The 18,458-nt window shown below is 73.5% G+C and carries 15 protein-coding genes; 9 read left to right on the forward strand and 6 right to left on the reverse strand.

What is annotated here, in order from left to right:
• Window positions 1–169: 169 nt before the first annotated feature.
• The 4 genes from SM611_RS27705 to SM611_RS27720 are packed head-to-tail and all read left to right on the forward strand — an operon-like array spanning window position 170 to window position 3,903.
• Window positions 170–850, forward strand: a complete 681-nt coding sequence (locus SM611_RS27705; protein WP_371953107.1) for a phosphotransferase — start codon at window positions 170–172, stop codon at window positions 848–850.
• A complete protein-coding gene (locus SM611_RS27710) occupies window positions 825–1,730 on the forward strand; it encodes a cobalamin biosynthesis protein (RefSeq protein ID WP_371953109.1) in 906 nt (301 codons plus the stop codon). The genes SM611_RS27705 and SM611_RS27710 overlap by 26 nt, the downstream gene beginning before the upstream one ends.
• Complete coding sequence (locus SM611_RS27715) at window positions 1,727–3,238, forward strand: cobyric acid synthase (protein ID WP_371953110.1); 1,512 nt, start codon at window positions 1,727–1,729, stop codon at window positions 3,236–3,238. Before SM611_RS27710 ends, SM611_RS27715 begins: the two co-directional genes overlap by 4 nt.
• 38 nt (window positions 3,239–3,276) lie before the next feature.
• The gene (locus SM611_RS27720; RefSeq protein ID WP_371953111.1) at window positions 3,277–3,903 is read left to right on the forward strand and encodes a DUF1444 domain-containing protein; all 627 of its coding nucleotides are present in this window, start codon (window positions 3,277–3,279) and stop codon (window positions 3,901–3,903) included.
• Between the two features lie 15 nt (window positions 3,904–3,918).
• Here the strand turns inward: SM611_RS27720 and SM611_RS27725 are convergent, their stop codons facing one another.
• Window positions 3,919–5,457, reverse strand: coding sequence for an ArnT family glycosyltransferase (locus SM611_RS27725; protein WP_371953113.1), 1,539 nt, complete (start codon window positions 5,455–5,457; stop codon window positions 3,919–3,921).
• A gap of 143 nt (window positions 5,458–5,600) precedes the next feature.
• Between SM611_RS27725 and SM611_RS27730 the strand changes: the two genes are divergently transcribed.
• Complete coding sequence (locus SM611_RS27730) at window positions 5,601–6,257, forward strand: LysE family translocator (protein WP_371953114.1); 657 nt, start codon at window positions 5,601–5,603, stop codon at window positions 6,255–6,257.
• A 39-nt stretch (window positions 6,258–6,296) separates the two neighbouring features.
• Here the strand turns inward: SM611_RS27730 and SM611_RS27735 are convergent, their stop codons facing one another.
• Window positions 6,297–8,090 (reverse strand): serine/threonine-protein kinase, encoded by a 1,794-nt coding sequence (locus tag SM611_RS27735; protein WP_371953116.1) that lies wholly within the window; start codon window positions 8,088–8,090, stop codon window positions 6,297–6,299.
• Window positions 8,091–8,219: 129 nt separating this feature from the next.
• Between SM611_RS27735 and SM611_RS27740 the strand changes: the two genes are divergently transcribed.
• A complete protein-coding gene (locus tag SM611_RS27740) occupies window positions 8,220–9,173 on the forward strand; it encodes an alpha/beta hydrolase (RefSeq protein ID WP_371953117.1) in 954 nt (317 codons plus the stop codon).
• Here the strand turns inward: SM611_RS27740 and SM611_RS27745 are convergent.
• The 4 genes from SM611_RS27745 to SM611_RS27760 form a co-directional block, all read right to left on the reverse strand.
• Entirely contained in the window at window positions 9,170–10,912 is a 1,743-nt protein-coding gene (locus SM611_RS27745) for a serine/threonine-protein kinase (protein WP_371953118.1), read from the reverse strand. The two genes, SM611_RS27740 and SM611_RS27745, sit on opposite strands and share 4 nt — an antisense overlap.
• Window positions 10,913–10,985: 73 nt before the next feature.
• Window positions 10,986–12,374 (reverse strand): DUF4389 domain-containing protein, encoded by a 1,389-nt coding sequence (locus SM611_RS27750; RefSeq protein ID WP_371953120.1) that lies wholly within the window; start codon window positions 12,372–12,374, stop codon window positions 10,986–10,988.
• A gap of 70 nt (window positions 12,375–12,444) precedes the next feature.
• A complete protein-coding gene (locus SM611_RS27755; protein WP_371953121.1) occupies window positions 12,445–13,407 on the reverse strand; it encodes a quinone oxidoreductase family protein in 963 nt (320 codons plus the stop codon).
• A 70-nt stretch (window positions 13,408–13,477) separates the two neighbouring features.
• A complete protein-coding gene (locus SM611_RS27760; RefSeq protein WP_371953122.1) occupies window positions 13,478–14,158 on the reverse strand; it encodes a TetR family transcriptional regulator in 681 nt (226 codons plus the stop codon).
• Window positions 14,159–14,475: 317 nt separating this feature from the next.
• Here SM611_RS27760 and SM611_RS27765 point away from each other — a divergent pair, with 317 nt between their 5' ends.
• From SM611_RS27765 to SM611_RS27775, 3 genes are all read left to right on the forward strand, one after another.
• Window positions 14,476–14,742, forward strand: a complete 267-nt coding sequence (locus SM611_RS27765; protein WP_371953124.1) for a hypothetical protein — start codon at window positions 14,476–14,478, stop codon at window positions 14,740–14,742.
• Between the two features lie 105 nt (window positions 14,743–14,847).
• Window positions 14,848–15,123 (forward strand): DUF6504 family protein, encoded by a 276-nt coding sequence (locus tag SM611_RS27770; protein WP_371953125.1) that lies wholly within the window; start codon window positions 14,848–14,850, stop codon window positions 15,121–15,123.
• Window position 15,124: 1 nt separating this feature from the next.
• Window positions 15,125–18,454 (forward strand): DNA polymerase III subunit alpha, encoded by a 3,330-nt coding sequence (locus SM611_RS27775; RefSeq protein ID WP_371953127.1) that lies wholly within the window; start codon window positions 15,125–15,127, stop codon window positions 18,452–18,454.
• Window positions 18,455–18,458 lie beyond the last annotated feature (4 nt).

Consider the following 18,458-nt stretch of genomic DNA (forward strand, 5'->3'; position numbering starts at 1 on the left):
GCTCCACATCTATAACGCCGTTACCGCGGGTGAGGGGGCTCGGGGGTGGCTATCTTTGGGTGCTGTGGCGGTGGACTTTGAGGTTCCGCTCTCCGGCGGGGACGTGTCGGAGGGCGTGGTGCGGGTCGGGGAGACGGTGCGGAGGCCGTTCGGGGCGCATAGTCCGGCTGTGCACGGGGTGCTGCGGCATCTGGAGGCGGTGGGGTTCGAGGCGCCGCGGGTGCTGGGGGTCGATGAGCGGGGGCGCGAGGTGCTCAGCTGGGTGCCCGGGGAGGTGCCGCATCGGCCGCTGGAGGCGTACGTGGTTTCGGAGGACGCGCTTCGGGGCGTCGGACGGTTGCTGAGGCGGTATCACGAGGCCGTCGCGTCGTACGGGGTGCCGGAGGCGGCCTGGGACGGGGACGTCTCCAATGTGGACGGGGAGCCCGAGGTCATCGGGCACTGCGATGTCACGCCGGAGAACGTGGTCTTTCGAGATGGCGTGCCCAGGGCTTTCATCGATTTCGATCTGGCGCGGCCTACGACGCGGCTGTTCGATGTCGTCACGGCGTTGCGGCATTGGGGGCCCATCGAGGATCCCGCCGATCGGGACGCGTTGCTGTATCGCGCCGATGTCGGGCGGAGGTTGCGGGTCTTCTGTGACGCGTACGGGTTGGAGCGCGAGTTGCGGCGGGACGTGCTGCCGGCGGCGCGGGTGAGGTTCGAGCGGTCTTACCGGGCGATGCGGGCGAGGGCCGGGCGTGGTGGGGGATGGGCGCGGATCTGGGACGGTGGTGCGGGGCCGCGGATCCGGCGGGCGCAGGACTGGTTGGAGAGGCACTGGGATGAGCTTGATGCGCGGCTCTGCTGAGGGGCTTGTGGGCGGTGTCGTGCTCGATGCTTTTCTGGGGGATCCTCGGCGGTGGCATCCGGTCGCGGGTTTCGGACGCGTCGCCTCGGCCGGTGAGCGATTCGTCTATGGGGATTCTCGGTGGCGCGGGGTTGTCTATACCGGGGTCCTCGTCGGGGGAGCGGGCGCGCTGGGGGTGGTGATCGAGCGGGTCAGCCGGCGGTTCGGGGTGCATGGTCTCGCTACCGCCGGGGTCACCTGGGCCGTCCTCGGCGGGACGTCGTTGGGGCGTGAAGGGCTCGCCATGGCCCGGGCGCTGGAGCGGGGGGATCTGGCGGCGGCCAGGGAGCGGCTTCCGCATTTGTGCGCGCGGGATCCGAAGGGACTGGACGCGCCGGGCGTCGCCAGGGCCGTTGTCGAATCGGTCGCGGAGAACACCTCGGATGCCTCGGTGGCTCCGTTGGTGTGGGGGGCGGTGGCGGGCATTCCGGGGCTGCTGATGTATCGGGCCGCCAACACGCTTGATGCGATGGTCGGTTATCGGAGTCCGAGGTACGAGCGGTTCGGGTGGGCGTCGGCGAGGCTGGACGATGTCGCCAATTGGGTTCCGGCGAGGGTGACCGGCGGACTGGTCGTGGTGTGCGGCGGCTCCGAGGCATGGCGGATTCTGCGGAGGGACGGGAAGAAGCATCCGAGTCCCAATGCCGGACAGGTGGAGGCGGCGTTCGCGGGCGCTCTCGGTGTGCGGCTGGGCGGTGTCAACGCTTATGGCGGACGTGTCGAGCGGCGGCCCGAGATGGGGGACGGCAAGGCGCCCGAGGTGCGGGACATCCGGCGGGCCGTCGGGCTTTCGGCGGCGGTGACGTTCGCGGCGGCGGCGCTCATCGGGGTGCTGCGGTGAGCGGGCTGCTGGTGGCGGGGACGACGTCCGACGCGGGGAAGAGCGTCGTCACGGCGGGGCTGTGCCGGTGGCTGGCCCGGCGAGGGGTGAAGGTCGCACCGTTCAAGGCCCAGAACATGTCGCTGAATTCGATGGTGACGAGCGACGGAGCGGAGATCGGGCGTGCGCAGTACATGCAGGCCCAGGCGGCGGGGATCGAACCGCGGGCCGTGATGAATCCGGTGCTGCTCAAGCCCGGGAGCGATAGGCGGAGCCAGGTCGTGGTCCTGGGCCGGCCTGTGGCGGAGGTCGACGCGCTGCAATACGGGCGGCACAAGGAACGGCTGAAGGGTGTCGTGCTCGAAAGCCTTGAGGAGTTGAGGGCCGAGTACGACGTCGTGGTGTGCGAGGGGGCGGGGAGCCCGGCGGAGATCAACCTGCGGGCCGGCGACATCGTCAACATGGGGCTGGCGCGGGCCGCCGATCTGCCGGTCGTGGTCGTCGGCGATATCGACCGGGGCGGTGTCTTCGCGTCCCTGTACGGGACGGTCGCGCTGCTGGAGAAAGAGGACCAGGCCCTTGTCGCCGGGTTCGTCATCAACAAGTTCCGCGGTGCGCATGAGCTGCTGGCGCCGGGGCTGGAACAGCTTGAAGCCCTCACAGGGCGGCCGACCTTCGGCGTGCTCCCTTGGAAGCTCGGCCTGTATCTCGACTCCGAGGACACCCTCGCATTGGACGCGCCCAGGCCCGATGCTCGGGGCCCCTACGGGAAAGAGACGCTGCGCATCGCCGTCGTCAGGTTCCCGCGCATCTCGAATTTCACGGACTTGGACGCACTGGCCTGCGAGCCGGGCGTCATCGTCCGGTATGCGGCGAGCGTCGGGGATCTCGCCGAGGCCGACCTCGTCGTCCTGCCGGGGACCAGGGCGACGGTGAGCGACCTCGAATGGCTGAGCGACAGGGGAATGGCCGGGGAGATCCGCGAACGGGCCAAGGAGGGGCGGCCTGTGCTCGGCATCTGCGGCGGCTACCAGATGCTCGCCGACGAGATCGTGGACGACGTCGAGTCCAGGACGGGAGCGACACCGGGCCTCGGTCTCCTGCCGGCGAAAGTCGAATTCGGAAAGGACAAGGCCCTCGGACGGCCCGCGGGACGCGCCTACGGTGAGGACGTCCACGCCTACGAGATCCACCACGGCATCGTGACCGGGCGGGGCGAGCCTTTCCTGGACGGCTGCCGGAAAGGCGCCGTCTGGGGCACGACCTGGCACGGCGCCATGGAGAACGACGGATTCAGAAGGGCCTTCCTCAAGGACGTCGCCGAACACGCCCGAAGGGATTTCACCCCGGCCCCCGACGTCTCGTTCGCGGAATTGCGGGAGGCGACTCTGGACATACTCGGTGATCTTGTCGAGGAGCATCTGGACACCGACGCGCTGTGGCGGATCATCGAGGGCGGCGCGCCGGGCGGCCTCCCCGTCGTCCCTCCCGGCGGCGCCCCGGAACCGCCCGCCGCGGCGGTAAGGTGATCCACTCAGGCCGCACCAGGTACCAGGAGGAACGTCCCGTGTCCGACCCGCGGTCCAGTCTGATCGTCCCGCTGATGAAGGCGCGGGTGCCGGCGGAGATCCAGCTGGAGTTCCCGCTGCCCGCGGACGAGGAGCCGGTCCGCGACCCGTTCGCCGGCGACCTGTACGCCACGTACGCGCTGGAGATCGCCGACGAGGGCGCCCCGTCCGGCCGCCGCTACGAGCATGTGGCGCGCCGGCACTGCGCCGAGCTGGGCGTCGCGCCGGCCGAGCTGCGCCGCCGCGCGGTGATCAACCTGCGCGATCTGCGCCCGGAGCTGAGCCTCAGCTGGTACCCGGACGTCCGCGCGGTGACGGTGTCGCTCGGCGGGACGGCCGGGCGCGGCACCCTGGAGTCGGGCCTGCTCCTGGACGACGGGTTCTTGGAGAAGCTGGCGCAGGACGTGGACGGCGACCTCGTCGTCGCGGTCCCGGCGCGGGACGTCTTCGTCGCGTCCGGTACCGGCCATCCCGACGGTGTCGACAAGCTGCGCTGGGCGGTCACGCAGGTGTGGGCCGAGGACCGGGACAACCCCGAACCCGCGTGGGACGTTCCGGCGGGGAGCCTGCTCACGCACAGCCTGATGGTGCGCCGCGGCGGCGTCTGGGACGTCCTCCCGGTCTGAGATCCGCGCCGAGAATCACGACAGCCGCTTGAACTCGGGCCACAGCCGCGTCCACGCGGCGCGCTGCCCGCGGCAGACCCATACCGGTTTGCCCTGTTCCTGGTTGTCGAGGCCGACGCCGTTGCCGAGGATCGCCACCGGACGGACGTCCGACCAGTACCGGTGGAGCCCGGACCCCTCGGCGACGTTGTCGGGGCCCACCACGATGGTGGGGCCGCCGGTTTCCGGCGGCCGTCCGAAGTACCAGTAGCCGTTGTGCCCGCTGTAGGCGCGGGGCAGTCCGAGGCCGGGCCCGTACCTGTCGAGCGCCCCGGCCTCGCCGTAGTTGCTGACGACGATCGTCGCCGCGGACCGCTCGTCCGGCGGCAGCGCGCGGTAGACGGCGGCGACCTGCGCGGCGAACCGGGGCCATCCGACGGTCTCGGCCGCGTCGGCGTTGACGGCGGGCTGCGGCGTGTCGGCCAGCCACTTCACCGGGTAGACGGGCAGCGTCAGCAGCACGGTCGTGATCGCGGTGACCGCGTACACGGGCGCGGACGCGAGCCATCCGAAGCCGCGCGGCGCGCCGTTCCGCTCGATCTCCACGGCGCCGGCCGCCCAGAGCGCCGCCCACAGCCCGCTCAGGTAGTACGGCTTGCCCGCGGTGATCAGGAAAAGGACGTTCAGCAGCAGGTACGCGTGCCCGAGGAACCGGAACGTCCGCAGGTCGTCGGACCGGTACGTCCGCCACAGCCCGTAGATCCACAGCCAGGACGGGAACACGCCGGTCAGGACGAGCTGGAACGGGATGAATCCGGGCCGCCCGGCGAAGTCCTCCTTGTCGGCGATCGCGCTCGCCATGTCGATCTGCGGCCAGCCGTGCCGCGCCTGCCACACCAGCCCGGGGACGGCCGCGAGGACGGCGAGGAGCGCCCCGGCGGCGAGCATCGGGCGGCGCAGGAACTCGCGCGGGCCCGACAGCAGCAGCCCGGCCACGAGCGCGGCCAGCAGGGACGCGACCAGGTACTTCACGTTCAGCGCCAGCGCCGCCACGGCGCCGACGGCGAGCAGCAGCCGCTGGTCGCGGGTCCGCACCCAGCGGACGGTCAGCCACACGATCGACGTGGACGCCAGCAGGTCGAGCGTCGCCGTGGAGAACAGGTGCCCGGCCGCGACCGCGAACGGGCACACCGCGAAGGACGCGGCCGTGAGCAGTTGCGCGCGCCGTCCGCCGCCCATCTCCCGGGCCGTCAGCGCGGCGACGACCACGCCGGCCGAGGCGAACACGGCGGACGGGGCGCGCAGCGCGACGAGCGAGTCGCCGAACACCGCCGTGACCGCGCGCGCGATCAGCGGCAGCAGCGGCGGCTGGTCGGGGTATCCCCAGGCCAGATGCCGGCCGGCGACCCGGAAGTACAGCTCGTCGCGGTGGTAGCCGTAACGGGCGCTGACGGCGAGGAGCAGCACCCCGAGGACGCCCGCCAGCAGCAGCACCGGCCGCCACGCCACCACCGGGGCTTCGGACGGAACGGCGGCCTCGACCGGGTCGGACGCTTCGGACGCGGGGGCGGTCATGATCCAGACTTTGGCAGAGAATGTGGCCCAAGTCACGATCTTCGTGGCGTCCGCCCCCGGACACCCCGCGACCCCGCGCCGCTGCGGTGGGGGCGGGCGAATATTCGGTGGGACGTGTCGGCCGTCCTGCGTAGTGTGCGGCCATGGTTTCGCTGCATCAGACGCTGGCCTTCTCGGTGATGGCGTTCGCGATCATCATCATTCCCGGGCCGTCCGTGCTGTTCGTCGTCGGCCGGGCGCTGGCGCACGGGCGCCGCACCGCGCTCGCCGGCGTCGTCGGCGGGGTGCTCGCCGCGCTCGTGCTGACCGCGGCCGTCGCGATCGGCATCGGCTCGATCGTGGAGCGGTCCGTGGTCGTGTTCACCGCGTTGAAGATCGTGGGCGCGGTCTACATCGTCTACCTGGGGGTGCAGGCCATCCGGCACCGGCGATCCCTCCAGGAGACGCTCGGCGCGGACGAATCGGGCGGCAAGGGCGGCAAGGGCGGCAAGGGTGGCAGGGCGCTCCTGCAGGGATTCGTCGTCGGCGTCACGAACCCGAAGACGACGGTGTTCTTCGCGGCCGTTCTGCCGCAGTTCGTCGTCCGCGAGCAGGGCCACGTCGCCCTGCAGATGATGGTCTTCGGGCTGGTCTTCGCGGTGATCGCGCTGCTCAGCGACAGCGTGTGGGGGATCGCCGCCGGTGCGGCCCGCGAGTGGTTCGCCAGTTCGCCGCGCCGGCTCGCCGCGATCGGCGGCACCGGCGGCCTGATGATGATCGGTCTCGGCGTCACCGTCGCGACCACCGGCCGCAAGGACTGACCCCCGGCGCCCGCATCCGGTGCGCACGGCTCGCCCGGCTCAGATCGAGCAGAGGGAGAAGTCGTCGAAGACCGCCTCGGGCCATCCCACCGCACCGTCGGGACGGTGGAGGAGGAGGCCGCTCCGGCCGCCCGGGTCGCCCCCGTCCGGGGTGGCGATGGACGACGCCACGGACCGGCCGTTCACCCACATGCCGAGGTGGACGGTGTCGCCCTCGCCCTGGACGCAGGCGGCCTGGACGCGGTTGGTGCCGTCGCGGAGCTCGGCCTTGTTGATCGCCAGTGATCCCCTCCGCTCGGACCCGAGGCGGACGATCCGGGCCGTGCCGTCCGCCGGCTTGATCAGGAACGCGAAGCCCCCGCTCCGCCCGCGGCAGTACACCCCCGCCTCGCCCTCGCCCGTGACGGACTCGACCCTGACCTCGATGACTTGCGACGTGGGCACGTCCGGCACCGGCGCGTCGGCGGACGTCGACGTCGTCGTGGGGAGGACGTGCAGCTCGTAGTTGCGGTCCCGGTAGGACGCGTCCCAGGTGGGGGTGGAGGCCTTCGTCCAGCCGGACTCCTCGTCGCTGAAGCCGTCGTCGAAGACCTCGTCGGTGTCGTCGGGCGGCCCCTTGTGGAAGTTCGCGGCGACCGCGCCGGTGTCCGTGCCGACGGTGCCGCCGCCCTTGTCACCGTTGCCGTCGGCCTGGCCGCGCAGGCCCAGGAAGGCGGAGACGCCGATCAGGCCGGCGAGTGCGGCGGCGGCCGTCAGGCCGATGGCGCGCCCGTGCGCGCCGCGACGGGACGGGCGCCGCGCCCCCGGCGGCGGGACCGGCATCCCCGGCGGCGGAGGCTGGAACGGCGGTGGAGGCTGGAACGGCGGTGGAGGCTGGAACGGCGGCACGGTGGTCGACGCCGTGGCCGGGATCGTCGGCGGCTCGGCGGCGACGGCCGCCGGCTGCGGGGCCGGAGGCGGCGGCATAGCGCCGGGCGCCTCCGCTTCCGCTGCCTCCGCCTCCGCCGGCGCTGGCTCCGCCGGGGCGTCCTCGCCGGTCAGCGACCGGATGAGCCGCTTGACCGTGGGACGCTCGGACGGGTCCTTGGCCAGCGCCCGCGCCACGAGGTCGTGCACCGCCGGATCGAGCCCGTCCAGGTCGGGGTCGGCGGAGGTCACCCGATTGATGATCTCAGGGAGCGTCTCGCCGGCGAACGGGACGCGTCCCGTCCCCGCGTAGGCGACGACGCAGCCCCAGGAGAACACGTCGGCGGCGGGGGTGACCTCCCGGCCGTGCATCAGCTCCGGCGCGATGTAGGCGGGCGTGCCGATGAACTGGCCGGTCCTGGTCGGCCCGTCGCCCGCGTCCAGCGCCCGCGCGATGCCGAAGTCGATCACTCGCGGCCCGGTCGGGGACAGCAGCACGTTGGACGGCTTGAGGTCGCGGTGCACGATCCCGGCGCCGTGGATCGCGCTCAGCGCGGTCGCGATGTTGACCGCGAGCGCCTCCAGGTCGCCGCCGCGCAGCGGGCCGCCCGCCTTGACGGCCTCGTCGAGGGAGGGGCCGGCGACGTACTCGGTCACGACGTACAGCGGGTCGCCGTCCAGCCGGGCGTCCAGCACCGCGGCGGTGCAGAACCGCCGGACCTGCCGCGCGGCCGTCACCTCGCGGCGGAACCGGTCGTGGAACGCGTCGTCGTCGGCCAGCTCCGGGTTGATGACCTTGACCGCGACCTGCCGTCCGGCCTCGTCCGCGCCGAGGAACACGGTGCCCATGCCGCCGCGCCCGAGCCGTGCCGTCAGCCGGTAGGGGCCGAGATGCCGCGGGTCACGGTCGCGAAGCGGGGCCTGCATGGCGTCTCCCGGAGCGGAGGGTGGAGTCGTTCAGTTCTTGGGCGCGCGGCGGCGGTGTCCGTTCCCCGCCTGGACAGCGCGCCCGTACGCTTAGACGCCGTGACCGGCGGGCTGGTTCGGGAGGAACGCATGGACGTGAGGGACGACGTGCTCGGCCCCGGCTACGAGGCGATGGAGCTGCCGATGGGCCGGGACGCCGAGGGCGAGGTCGTGGCGACGCTGGTACGGCGGCGGGGCACCGACCCGTCCCGCCGGGCGGTGCTCTACCTGCACGGGTTCATCGACTACTTCTTCCAGAAGCACCTTGCCGACTTCTACGTCGGCCTCGGTTTCGACTTCTACGCGCTCGACCTCCGCAAGTACGGGCGTTCGCTGAGGCCGCACCAGACGCCGAACTACATCGAGAGCCTCTCGGACTACTTCCCGGAGATCGGCGAGGCCGTCCGGATCGTCCGGGACGTGGACGGCCACGACACCCTCCTGCTGAACGGCCACTCCACCGGCGGCCTGATCGCCGCGCTGTGGGCCGACCAGGTGAAGGGCAGGGGCCTGGTGGACGGCCTGTTCCTCAACAGCCCGTTCTTCGACCTCGCCGAGCCGCTCGTCATGCGCAAGGCCGGCGCCGGGCTGGCGCGGGCGCTGCGCTCCCGGTTCCCGAAGGCGAACCTGCCGGCGGGCGTCTCGGACCGGTATCCGCGCAGCCTCCACCGCGAGCACGACGGCGAATGGGACTTCGACCTCGCCTGGAAGCCGCTCCTCGGGTTCCCGGTGCGGGCGGCGTGGCTGGCGGCCGTCCGGCGCGGGCAGGTCCGCCTGCACCGGGGCCTGGACGTCGACGTGCCCGTCCTCGTCATGGCGTCGACGCGCAGCGTCCGCCCGACCCGCAGGGTGCTGGACGTGACGGGCGCCGACGCCGTCCTGGACGTCGAGCACATGGCCCGCTACGCGCCGCGCATCGGGCGGCATGTCACGCTCGTCCGGATCGACGGCGGCCTGCACGACCTGGTGCTGTCCGCCGAGCCCGCCCGGACGCAGGTGTTCGACGAGCTGACCCGCTGGACGAACGGCTACCTGCCGGCCTAGCCCCGGATCTTCGACATGTCGAAGTCGTCGAAGTCGGCGACGATCTGCTGGGTCGCGTTGCCGCCCCGCTCGATCTGGATCCCGACCCAGCCGTTCGCGAGCGGCTGGTCGGTGTCGGTCTCGTCGATGACCTTCTCGCCGTTCACCCAGAGCCGCAGCCGCACCTTCGGGCCGTCCTTCTCCTGCCCCTCGCAGGCGACCTGCAGCTTGTTCGGCCCCTTGGAGTCGAAGCCGGGGACGGAGTCGGGGGTCGCGAGGTCCTTCGTGCCGGCGTCGCCGTTGCTCTTGCGGAGCACCGCGCCCTTGCCGTCGTGGCGGACGAGGAACAGGTACTGCTTCTTGCCGTCGTCGTTCGCCCGGCAGACCATGCCGAACATGGCGTCCGCGGGGCTCTGCTCGACCGACACGGTGACGGTCGCGAGGACCGGGTCGGGGATGTCCGTCACCTGCTCCTTCGGCACCCAGCGCCCGACCACGCCGGTGGTGCCGCTGGTCTGCATCCGGTACTTGCCGTTCTCGTAGGCGTAGGTCTTGTCGTAGATGTCGCCCCAGCCGGAGTCGGGGTTGGAGAACGCGTCGCTGAACGCGGTCGCCAGGTCGTCGGGCGGGCCGTCCGAGCGCAGGACGGCGAACGCGCCGATGGCGAGCAGCAGCACCGCGGCGGCGGCCGCGCCGCCGATGAGCAGCGCGCGGCGGGGGAGGCCGCCGCCCGGACGGGGGCCGGGCCGCGCGTCGCGGCGGGTGGTGTCGGCGCCGTGCATCCCGTTCGGCTGCTGGAACATCGTGGGCGCGGCGGACGCCTGCGTGGCCGCTCCGCCCGCCCCGGCCGCCCCGCCGGGCCCCGCCGGCCCGGTCGCGGGCCCGTGCCAGCTCGCCTGGACGGTCTCGGCGAGCGCCGCCGGGTCGGTCGTCCCGTTGCCGACGAGCCTCCCGAGCACCTCCTGGACGGACGGCCGGCGCCGCGGATCCTTGTCGAGCGCGGCGGCGACCACGTCCCGCAGGCCGGGGTCGAGGCCGTCCAGCTTCGGCTCCTCGTGCACGACGCGGTAGAAGATCTCCGGGACCGTGTTGCCGGCGAACGGCGCGGACCCCGTCCCCGCGTAGGCGACGACGCAGCCCCACGAGAACACGTCGGACGCGGGGGACACCTGCTCGCCGCGCAGCAGTTCGGGCGGCAGGTAGTTCGGCGTGCCGACGAACTGGCCGGTGCGGGTCGGGCCGTCGGAGGCGTCCAGCGCCCGCGCGATGCCGAAGTCGATCACGCGCGGCCCGGTGGACGACAGCAGCACGTTCGCGGGCTTGAGGTCGCGGTGCACGATCCCGGCGCCGTGGATGGCGGCGAGGGCGGTGGCGACGCCGACGGCGAGGCCCTCCAGGTCGGAGCCGGGCAGCGGGCCGCGGTCGGCGACGGCGCGCTCCAGGCTCGGGCCCTCGATGTACTCGGTGACGACGTACAGCGGGTCGTGGTCGAGTTCGGCGTCCATCACCGGGGCGGTGCAGAACCGGCGGACCTGCCGCGCCGCGGTCACCTCGCGCCGGAACCGCTCCCGGAACGCGCCCTCCCCGGCCAGCTCCCGGTTGATCACCTTCACCGCGACGCGGCGCCCGGCCGTGTCCTCGCCGAGGTAGACCGTCCCCATGCCGCCGCGGCCGAGCCGTCCGATCAGCCGGTACGGGCCGAGCTGCTCGGGGTCCTCGGGGCGCAGGGCCTCACCGTTCTCTCCTGCGTGCGTGGTCATCGTGATCCTGAAGGGGGAATCGGGGGAGTCGTCCGTAGAACTCTAGTGGGGGCCGGAGGACGGTGGGCGGAGCTCAGCGGGTTCGGCGGGCGCGCGGAAGGGTGCGGAACGGCGGGAGCGTCTCGCCGGTGAGTCCGAACGCGTACGCGACGACGCGGCTGGACCAGCGCTGGCAGCCGACGACCAGCGTGTACAGGGGGCGCGGGTAGCGGCCGGTGAACGGGATCACCAGCCAGCTCAGCACCATCACGATCACCAGCAGCGCGTACATGACGAGCATCACGACCAGGTGCGGGATGACCAGCAGGCCCCTGAACAGGGTGAACCAGCGCCTCGGGCCCCGCCACGCGTCCGGGAACGGCAGGTCGACGGTGACGGTCCGCCCGCCGTCCGGCTCCGGCTGCGGGGCCGGTTCCGGTTCCGGGTCGGGTGCGGCGACGGGCGCGGGGGCGGGCCGCGGCGCCTCCGCGCGGTCCCGGCCGGGCTCGGGGGCGGGCGCGGGCGCGGGCTCCGGGACCGGCTCGGCGGCCGGTTCCGGCCCCCGCCACGACATCGAGATCGTCTCGGCGGCCCGCTCCGGGTCGGCCTTCTCCTGCCCGACGAGCCGGGTGAGCAGCTGCCGCGCGGTCGGGCGGGCCCCGGGCTCCTTGCCGAGCGCGGCGGCGACGACCTCGCGGAGCCGCGGGTCGAGGCCGGCGAGGTCGGGGTCCTCGTGCCCGATGCGGTGGAACGTCTCCGCGACCGTCCCGCCCTGGAACGGCGGGCGGCCCGTCCCGGCGTAGGCGACGACGCAGCCCCACGCGAACACGTCCGACGCCTGGTCGACCGGTTCGCCGCGCAGCACCTCCGGCGCGATGCAGACCGGTGAGCCGAGTGAAACCCGCCGACTGATCGGCGGCGGGTGGGGGCCGGAGGACGGTGTCCCGACGAACTGGCCGGTGCTGGCCGGGCCGTCGAGGGCGTCCAGCGCCCGCGCGATGCCGAAGTCGATCACGCGGGGGCCGGTGGACGACAGCAGCACGTTCGCCGGTTTCAGGTCGCGGTGCACGATCCCGGCGCCGTGGATGGCGGCGAGGGCGGTGGCGACGCCGACCGCGATGCCCTCCAGGTCGGAGCCGGGCAGCGGCCCCTTCTCCCGGACGGCCGCCTCCAGGCTCGGCCCGTCGATGTACTCGGTGACGATGTAGGGCGGGTCCTGGTCGAGTTCGGCGTCCAGGACGGGCGCGGTGCAGAACCGGTGGACGCGCCGCGCGGCGGTCACCTCGCGGCGGAACCGGTCGAGGAACGCCGGCTCCCCGGCGAGGTCCCGGTTGACGACCTTCACCGCGACCCGCCGCCCGTCGGGTTCGGCCCCCAGGTAGACGGTGCCCATGCCGCCGCGGCCGAGCCGCCCGAGCAGGCGGTAGGGGCCGAGGACGCGGGGCTCGTCCTGCTCCAGGGGGCCGGCGGCGGTCGTCGTCATGGGGGGCGGGCTCCTCAGATGATCGTCTTTGGGCCCAGCCTAAAGGAGCCGGGGAGGCCCGGCGGGCCGGTCAGGGAATCAGCAGGAGCTTGCCGGTGGTGCGCCGCGCCTGCAGATCGGTGTGCGCGGCGCCCGCGTCGGCGAGGTCGTAGCGGTGCCCGACGTGCACGTTCAGGGCGCCGGAGGCGATCCAGCCGTAGACGTCGGCGGCGCGCTCCAGCAGTTCCTCGCGCTTCTCCACGTAGTGGGCGAGGGTCGGGCGCGTCAGGAACAGCGACCCCGCCCTGTTGAGGCGCTGCGGGTCGAACGGCGGCACCGGGCCGCCCGCCGCGCCGTACAGCGCGAGGGTGCCGCGCCGCCGCAGGCTCTCCAGGCTCCCGTCGAAGGTGGGCGCGCCGACGCCGTCGTACACGGCGGCGACGCCCTCGCCGCCGGTCAGCTCCCGCACCCGGGCGGCGAAACCGTCGTAGGGCATCGTGGCGTCCGCGCCCGCGTCCTTGGCGAGCCGCTCCTTCTCCGGGGTGGACGCCGTGCCGATGACGCGGGCGCCGAGCGCCTTGGCGGCCTGGGTGAGCAGCAGGCCCATGCCGCCCGCCGCCGCGTGGACGAGGACGGTGTCGCCCGGCCGGATCGGATACGTCGACCGGGTCAGGTAGTGCGCGGTCATGCCCTGCAGCAGCGACGCCGCCGCGTCCTCCAGCCCGACGCCGTCCGGGACGGGGACGGCCCGCTCCACCGGGACGACGGCCTGCGCCGCGTAGGCGCCGTGCACGTCGGCCCACGCGACGCGGTCGCCCACCGAGAACTCGCGGACGCCCTCGCCGACGGCCGTGACCGTGCCGGCCGCCTCCATGCCCGGCGTGTACGGGAGGTCGTGCGGGTAGGCGCCCGTCCGGAAGTACACGTCGATGAAGTTGACGCCCGCCGCCGCCACGTCGACCAGTACCTCGCCGGGGCCCGGCTCGGGAGCGGGACGCTCCGCGGGCTTCAGGACCTCGGGTCCGCCGTTCTCGGTGATGACGATCGCGCGCATGGCGTCCTCCTGATCTGTGGTCGGCGATCTTGGAAACCGGTCGCCTCCCGCGGCTATTCCGGGAGGGCGGTCATACCCAGTCGCGCATCGTCCGGCCCGCGAGGGTCACGGCCTCCTCGACGCGGGCCGCGACCGTCCCGGCGTCCCAGATGTCCCGGCGGGCGCACTCCTCGAACGCGACCTTGACCGCCGAGAGGTAGAACGCGACGAGGATCCGCGGCCGGAGGTCGTCCTCCAGGTCGACGCCCTCGCGCCGGGCGATCTCGGCGGCGAGCGACTCCGCGGACGCCGAGTACCGCGCCATCTGCGCGGCCATCAGCGACGGCGTCGACTCGACCACCCGCCGGACGCGGCGGAACCGGGCGCCCTCGGCCGGGTCGCCCTCGGCGATGGCCCGCAGCACCACGCGCAGCGACTCGAACAGCGCGGTGAACGGCCGCTCGCCGGGCGGGCGCGCCGCGAGCGCCTCCTCGAGCACCTGGTCGTGCTCGGCCAGGAAGCTCGTGACGACGTCCTCCTTGGTGGCGAAGTAGCGGAAGAACGTCCGCTGCGACACCTCCACCGACGCCACGATCTCGTCAATCGTCGCGGCCTCGTAGCCCTTGGCGAGGAACAGGTCCAGGGCCGCGTCGATGAGCGCGAGCCGGGTCCGCTGCTTCTTGCGCTCGCGGAGCCCGGCGAGCGCGCGCTCCTCCGCCGGAGCGTGGTCGCGCGGGTGGCCTGACGGGTCGCCGGCGGGGACGGCGCTCATCGGCTCGCTCCTTCTTTCTGCCTGACGCGGGCACGGCATGCCCGTCTCACAGAGGCTTGTATCACGGACGGAGCCTCCGCAGGCACGGCGGGTTCCGGCCGCCGGACGGCCGCCGCCGCGTGATTGGCGCACCAGGGGACGGCGCGCCGCGCCCCTTTCGGGGAACCATCCCCGCAGGAACGGGAAACAGCCGTCCCACTCTCCGGATTCTCGCTGCGCAGCCGCGCTTTTCGGGTCATGCTGAGGGTCGGTCACCATTCGTCGCCGGATGATCGCCCAAGGTCATCGGAGCGGCTCGGAGCGTGGTGAGGCGGCTGATGTCTGTAGTCGGTGGGATCGCCGAGGTGCGCCGGCGCCACCTCGCGGCGCTCGCGCGCGAGGTCGAGGCCCGCGGCCTCGCCTGGAGGCTCTCCGGGCCCGAGGAGTCGCTGCTGGCCGTCTACGGCCCGCTGACGCGGCGCCGTCTGATGGTCGTCGCGACACCGGTCGGCGACGGCTGGTCCTATCTGTGGCCGGGCGGCGGGATGGCCGACGTGGCCGAGGCGGCCGCCGCCGCCGATCAACTGACCCGCCTCCTGACCTGATCCCGCCTTGCTCCCGGGGTCGCGGGTTCCCTAGACTCGTTACGAACGTTTGTTCGAAATGCCGCATGTTCCTTCCCCCGTGCGGTGAGCGCGAGGGGGAGGCAGATGACACGCGTGTTCGGCGATCCGGTGGACGTCTGGGTGACCGACGGCCGTCCGGTCCGGTTCGTCTGGCGTGGCCGGCTCTACACCGTGCGGCGGGTGCTGGAGCACTGGGTCACGACCCGTGACTGGTGGCGGGAGCGGCATCCCGCCGGCGAGGCCACCGGGGAGCGGGAGTTCTGGCGGGTCGAGGCGACCCCGGACAGGGAAATCGGCGTCTACGAGCTGCGTTACGACGTGGCCGCCGACAGCTGGCTGCTTTCCCGGGTATGGGATTGACGTGCACATTCATGTCGCTTCGGGCTATTCGCTCCGGTACGGCGTCGCCTCGCCGGCGGCTCTGGCCGAGCGCGCGGCGGGCCTCGGCATGGAGACCCTCGCGCTGACCGACCGGGACGGGCTGTACGGGGCCGTCCGTCACGTACGGTCATGCGCGGAGGCGGGGATCGGGGCCGTCGTCGGCGCCGACCTGCGGGTCGTCTCGACGGGCGAGGAACGCGTCGTGGTCCTCGCCGAGGGGCGGGCCGGATGGCGGTCGCTGTGCCGGCTGGTGTCGGCGGCGCACGCGGCGGGCGAGCGCGGGAACCCCGTGGTGACGCGGGAGATGGTCGGCGCCCACGCCGACGGGCTGATCGTGCTGCTCGGCCCGGCGTCCGACGTGGGCCGGGCCGTCGCCGGGCGGCGCCCGGACGTCGCGGCGGCGCGGCTGGACGACTGGCGCCGCACGGCCGAGACCGTGATCGAGATCGTGAACCACTACGGCAGGGGCGACGGGCCGCGGGCCGCCCGGATGCTCGCGCTCGCCCGCGAGGCCGGGGTGCCCGCCGTGCTCGGCAACGCCGTCCGCTACCTGGACCCGGCCGACCACCCGGTCGCGCAGGTGCTGGACGTGACGCGCAAGCTCGTCCCGCTGGACCGGCGGCACCTCGAGGACCAGACCGGGCACGCCTACCTGAAGCCCGTCCCGGAGATGCGCCGGGCGGCGGAGCTCGCCTGCGGCCCCGACGAGGCGGACGCCCTGCTCGCGGCGACCCGGAGGCTCTCCGAGCGCTGCGTCCTGGAACCGGGCCGCGACCTCGGCATGGACGACGTCCACCTGCCGGCCGTCGAGGGCGACCCGTACGCGCTGCTCGTCGCCCGGTGCGCCGACGGGACGGCCCGGCGCGGGCTCGCGGGGTCGCGCCGGGCCGCCGCCCGGCTCGACGCGGAACTCGGCGTCATCGCCCGGAAGGGCCTCGCGCCGTACTTCCTCACGGTCGCGGACGCCGCCGCGCTGATCCGCGAGCGCGGCATCCGCTGCGCGATCCGCGGGTCGGGCGCGGGCAGCCTGGTCAACTACCTGCTCGGCATCGGCGACCTCGACCCGCTGCGGCACGACCTGCTCATGGAGCGGTTCCTCGCCGACAGCCGCGAGGGCCTGCCCGACATCGACCTGGACGTCGAGTCGGCGCGGCGGCTGGAGGCGTACGAGGCGCTGTTCGACCGGTTCGGCGCCGAGAGCACCGCGTGCGTGTCGATGATGGAGACCTACCGGGCGCGCAGCGCGCTCCGCGACGTCGGCAACGCGATGGGCCTCCCGCCGGCGGAGATCGACGCGATCGCCAAGGCGTTCCCGCGGATCCGGGCGAGCCAGATCCGCACGGCGCTGGGCGACCTGCCCGAGCTGCGGCAGAGCAACCTGGCGGCGGGCCGCCTGGAGGTGCTGTTCCGCGTCGCCGAGCGGCTGGACGGCCTGCCCCGCCACATCGCGATGCACCCGTGCGGCGTCCTGCTGTCGAACCCGTCCCTGCGGGACCGGACGCCGATCGAGCGGGCCGCCGCCGGGTTCCCGATGAGCCAGTTCGACAAGGACGACGTCGAGGCGATGGGCCTGCTCAAGCTCGACGTCCTCGGCGTCCGGATGCAGTCGGCGATGGCGCACGCGGTGGCGGAGGTCGCGCGGACGTCGGGGGAGGAGATCGTCCTGGAGGACGTCCCGCGCGACGATCCCGCGACGTTCGCGCTGATCCGCACGTCCCGGACGCTCGGCTGCTTCCAGATCGAGTCGCCCGGCCAGCGGGACCTGATCGGCCGGCTCCAGCCGCGCGACCTGGACGACCTGGTCATCGACATCTCGCTGTTCCGGCCCGGCCCGGTCAACTCCGACATGGTGTCGCCGTTCCTTGAGTCGCGCGCCGGGACGCGGGAGCCCGACTACCCGCACCCCGACCTCGAACCGGCGCTGCGGGAGAGCCTCGGCGTGGTCGTGTTCCACGAGCAGGTGCTCCGCGTCATCGACGTGATGACCGGCTGCGGCCTGTCACGGGCGGAGGCGGCGCGGCGGAGCCTCGGCCACGAGCGCGGCCAGGCCGTGGTCGGCGCCTGGTTCCGGGAGCGGGCGCTGGCGCGCGGCTACGGCGAGCCGGTCGTCGACCGCGTCTGGCGGACGCTGACCGCGTTCGGCGCGTTCGGCTTCTGCAAGGCGCACGCGGCGTCGTTCGCGCTGCCCACCTACCAGTCGGCGTGGCTGAAACGGCACCATCCGGCCGCCTTCTACGCGGGCGTCCTCACCCACGACCCCGGCATGTACCCGAAGCGCGTCATCCTGGACGACGCGCGCCACTTCGGCGTCCCGATCCTGCCGCTGGACGTCAACCGGTCGGCCGCCGAGTGGCACGCCGAACCCGTCTCGGCGGGCGGCCCGACCGGGATCCGGGTCGCGCTGAGCGAGGTCAAGGGCATCTCCGACGCCGAGGTCGGCACGATCGTGGACGAGCGGCCCTACGCGTCGCTGGCCGACTTCTGGCGCCGCGCCCGGGTGTCGCGCCCGACCGCCGAGCGGCTCGTGCTGGCGGGGGCGTTCGACTCCGTCCACGACGCGGTCCCGCGCCGCGACCTGCTCTGCCGCGTCGGCGCCCTGGACCGCGCCACCGCCCGCACGGCCCCGGTCGAGGGCCAGCTCCCGCTCGCCGACGACACCGGTCTGGAGATCGAGATCGCCGACGCGGTCCCGGCGGGGGAGCTGCCGCCGATGACGCCGGCCGAGATCGTCGAGGCGGAGCTGGACATCCTCGGCATGGACGTGAGCCGGCACGTCCTCACCTTCTACGACGCGCTGCTCGCCGGGCTCGGCGTCGTCCGCGCCGCCGACCTGCCGGGACGTCCCGCCGGGAGCGAGGTCCTGGTCGCCGGCGTCAAGGTCGCGACGCAGACCCCGGCGGTCCGGTCCGGGCAGCGGGTCATCTTCGCCACGCTGGACGACGCGACCGGCCCCGTCGACCTCACGTTCTTCGAGTCGGTGCAGGACCGGTGCGCCGCGACCGTGTTCGGCTCCTGGCTGCTCGTCGCCCGCGGCCGCGTCCGCCACGCCGGGGACCGCGCCGTCTCGATCACCGCGAACGCCTGCTGGGACCTGAACGTGCTGCACGAGGAGTGGCGCCGCGGCGGCCCGGACGCCGTCCGCGCCGCCATGGCGGGACGGACGCCCCTCGGCCGCCCGGTCGGCGACCGCATCGTCCACGCGACGGGCTTCGCGATGTCCCCCTACTCCGACATAGGCCACGCGGGCCCCGCCATCAAACGCCCCCCGAGAGCCGCCCTCTGGCACACCAGCCCGGGCTCGAGCGGTTGAACCC

Source organism: Actinomadura monticuli, from assembly GCF_041463655.1.
GTDB classification, from domain to species: Bacteria; Actinomycetota; Actinomycetes; order Streptosporangiales; family Streptosporangiaceae; genus Spirillospora; species Spirillospora monticuli.

Bases quoted from the DNA above. Each gene is read 5' to 3' on its own strand.
- SM611_RS27710 (WP_371953109.1), top strand. From the start codon at position 825: ATGAGCTTGATGCGCGGCTCTGCTGAGGGGCTTGTGGGCGGTGTCGTG.
- SM611_RS27725 (WP_371953113.1), bottom strand. From the start codon at position 5,457: ATGACCGCCCCCGCGTCCGAAGCGTCCGACCCGGTCGAGGCCGCCGTT.
- SM611_RS27730 (WP_371953114.1), top strand. From the start codon at position 5,601: ATGGTTTCGCTGCATCAGACGCTGGCCTTCTCGGTGATGGCGTTCGCG.
- SM611_RS27735 (WP_371953116.1), bottom strand. From the start codon at position 8,090: ATGCAGGCCCCGCTTCGCGACCGTGACCCGCGGCATCTCGGCCCCTAC.
- SM611_RS27740 (WP_371953117.1), top strand. From the start codon at position 8,220: ATGGACGTGAGGGACGACGTGCTCGGCCCCGGCTACGAGGCGATGGAG.
- SM611_RS27745 (WP_371953118.1), bottom strand. From the start codon at position 10,912: ATGACCACGCACGCAGGAGAGAACGGTGAGGCCCTGCGCCCCGAGGAC.
- SM611_RS27750 (WP_371953120.1), bottom strand. From the start codon at position 12,374: ATGACGACGACCGCCGCCGGCCCCCTGGAGCAGGACGAGCCCCGCGTC.
- SM611_RS27755 (WP_371953121.1), bottom strand. From the start codon at position 13,407: ATGCGCGCGATCGTCATCACCGAGAACGGCGGACCCGAGGTCCTGAAG.
- SM611_RS27760 (WP_371953122.1), bottom strand. From the start codon at position 14,158: ATGAGCGCCGTCCCCGCCGGCGACCCGTCAGGCCACCCGCGCGACCAC.
- SM611_RS27765 (WP_371953124.1), top strand. From the start codon at position 14,476: ATGTCTGTAGTCGGTGGGATCGCCGAGGTGCGCCGGCGCCACCTCGCG.
- SM611_RS27770 (WP_371953125.1), top strand. From the start codon at position 14,848: ATGACACGCGTGTTCGGCGATCCGGTGGACGTCTGGGTGACCGACGGC.